At 30.5% G+C, this 2,511-nt stretch carries 2 protein-coding genes; both read left to right on the plus strand.

The window, feature by feature from the left end; genetic code table 11:
* The coding region (locus JCM9140_RS24255) for a hypothetical protein (RefSeq protein ID WP_034751737.1) at positions 1–242 on the plus strand (242 nt) is incomplete at its 5' end.
* Positions 243–437: 195 nt separating this feature from the next.
* Positions 438–1,619 (plus strand): hypothetical protein, encoded by a 1,182-nt coding sequence (locus tag JCM9140_RS21775; protein WP_034751739.1) that lies wholly within the window; start codon positions 438–440, stop codon positions 1,617–1,619.
* Positions 1,620–2,511 lie beyond the last annotated feature (892 nt).

The following is a 2,511-nucleotide window of genomic DNA, read 5'->3' on the forward strand; positions in this document are numbered from 1 at the left end:
GAGAAGAGGCTAATTTTAGACAGTACATCTATAAAGATCTGGCTTTTTTCACAGTCATATTCCCATCAAAAGACACAGAAGAACCGATTGAATTTCATTGGTGGGACAAAACAATTAAATATTCAACTCTTTTATGTCCTTTTGCATCACAGAGTAAAAAAAGATTTTCAGAAAAGGAGTTAAGACATTCCGAACTTAGTATCCCTAGAAACTTTTACAATAAAGAAGTTGACATGAAATGATCTGCATGAAATCGTCAGAGTTTATTGTTCTGGCGAATTTTTTATTTTATCTGTATCTCAGGAAATTCCCTTATAAAGGTTTTAGTGAAAATCCAACTGTTTATGTATATTTTCTTATATTAATAGAATTTCTTGTCAATACTAGTAGAAGAATAACCCTGACATTATTTAATAATAAGTTTGGAGGGCACAATATTGAGACGTTTTATAGGGGAAGTCACTTGGAATAGTAAGTGGGTATGTCCTTTTGATTCACCATGGACAATAATTGAAAAAATTAAATATGCTAATGCACTTACAACTAGAGACTTTTTAGGTTTAATAGGTACAGAATACGTAAGACCAGTAAAGTCAAATATGAATGCCAGGTTTATTGATCTTTTCACCTTAGAAGGCATAGATGATATGAATTTCAAACAAATATTTAGCTTTTCTTTATTTGAGCATAACCAATCAATGATTAATCTTCTGACTGATCCAATTTATGATGGAAAAAATAATCTATTAAAATATTTTTATCCTCAACTTTATTTTTGTCCTCAATGTATTACGCAAGGGTTTCATAGCTTATTGCACCAGTTTAAATTACTTAATAATATATGTCCCTTTCACCAAATCCCCTTAGTTAACTCATCTTCAATTTGCTGCGGCAATTCGGAAAATAACCAACAATATCGAACTAACTTTAGGAACAAGCTTAATTCCTTTCAGTGTAACTGCGGGAATACCTTTAGTAATTTCATCAATCCGTATCGCCCGAAGTGGTATCAACCAACTTTCCATAAAATAAAATTTACTGAATTAAAAGAGTGGATGTTACTTCCACCTGATGAGAAAAAAATTATAACCTCATCCTTGTTTTTTGTAGATAAAAAAGAAACCGATGATAATAGTTATACAATGATTAGAAATTTATTGAAAACTTCCAATAACATTAAGAACAATTTTATCCATACAAAGGATCTAAGGGAGAACCATACTACAGTTAAGAAATTAAATGCACTTAATTTCCCTATCAAAACTAATCAATCTTCATTAAAATATTATGGATTCGGAATCAAATATAACGAAATTATTTTTCAAGAGACCAAGACAATAATAAACTGTACGGCTAGAAAATTAAGAAAAGAGATTTATTCAAAGCATAAACATTGCCTAATCCGTATGAAAAAAAATTTACATTCGAGAAATTGTTGCCCTATTGCTAAAGCATATCTCCAATGGCGATACGCAATCCAAGGTTTTGATCAGATCTATGATGTAGATAATTCACAATCATATTCAGATCGCTTATACAAAAGGCGACTTGACTATGCTAATCATGTAGATAGAGAATTTCTGTATTTATTAACTGATGACCTTAATAGTATGATTTGAAATTACCGACCTAGATAATGTTCAAGAATTTATTAAACTCCTAAAACGTTTAGTTTATTATTTAGCTATTAACTACTTTAATTATATACTGGAACAACTTAGTTTAGGGAAAGCTGATATACCGGATCTGGTTACTCATGGTGATTATATAGAACCCTTTATCATAGAGGTTCCTATTGTCAAAGGAGGGCCTTTTGTATTCCATTCATGGGGGGAACGTGCAACTATAAATATAGATTATCAAAAAATCTGCCCATCAAAAACAACTACTAGAGTTAGTAATACAACTAGAAGAAATAAATAAACACCCTTTAAAAGATGCTATAGATAGAATATAAATAGTTTTGCAAGTGGAAACTGAGGCTGACTTTATGCATTTTGGAACCAATCATACTTCTTACTTGAACTGGAATATTTTCTACGATTCAATAGTGTACTTGTCTAGCCGGCGGAAAAGAGGAGTTATAACAGGTAGCAAAAGATCAAATTTTCAAGGTTTATTCTAGTAGAAAGAGAATAAGTGTGCAAAAAAAGAGTCAGATCGCATAGTAACTACGATTCGACTCTTTTTTTGCAGACTTATTTTAAAATAGACAATCATAAACAGAATATTTAGGTTGTAAATTAGAAATAGAGTGAATATAATGGTATTAAAGTTGCACTAGGGAAAAATAAATTTACAAGCACAAGTTTATTTCGTTAATGCAAATACATAAATTAATTTATTAGAGGTGTTCTTGTAGAACCTTTTATTTTTGGCAAAAAGTTGCCTTAGTGAAAGTTTGTAAGTTATATGCAAATCATCAAACAACTAAAAGGAGTGAAAAACGTTGGACGACATATTATTAATTCAGAATTTACATGTTTCCTATCACGGAAAAGAAGTGTTAAG

This window comes from Halalkalibacter wakoensis JCM 9140 (assembly GCF_000513095.1).
In the GTDB taxonomy this organism is placed as follows: domain Bacteria; phylum Bacillota; class Bacilli; order Bacillales; family Bacillaceae_D; genus Halalkalibacter; species Halalkalibacter wakoensis.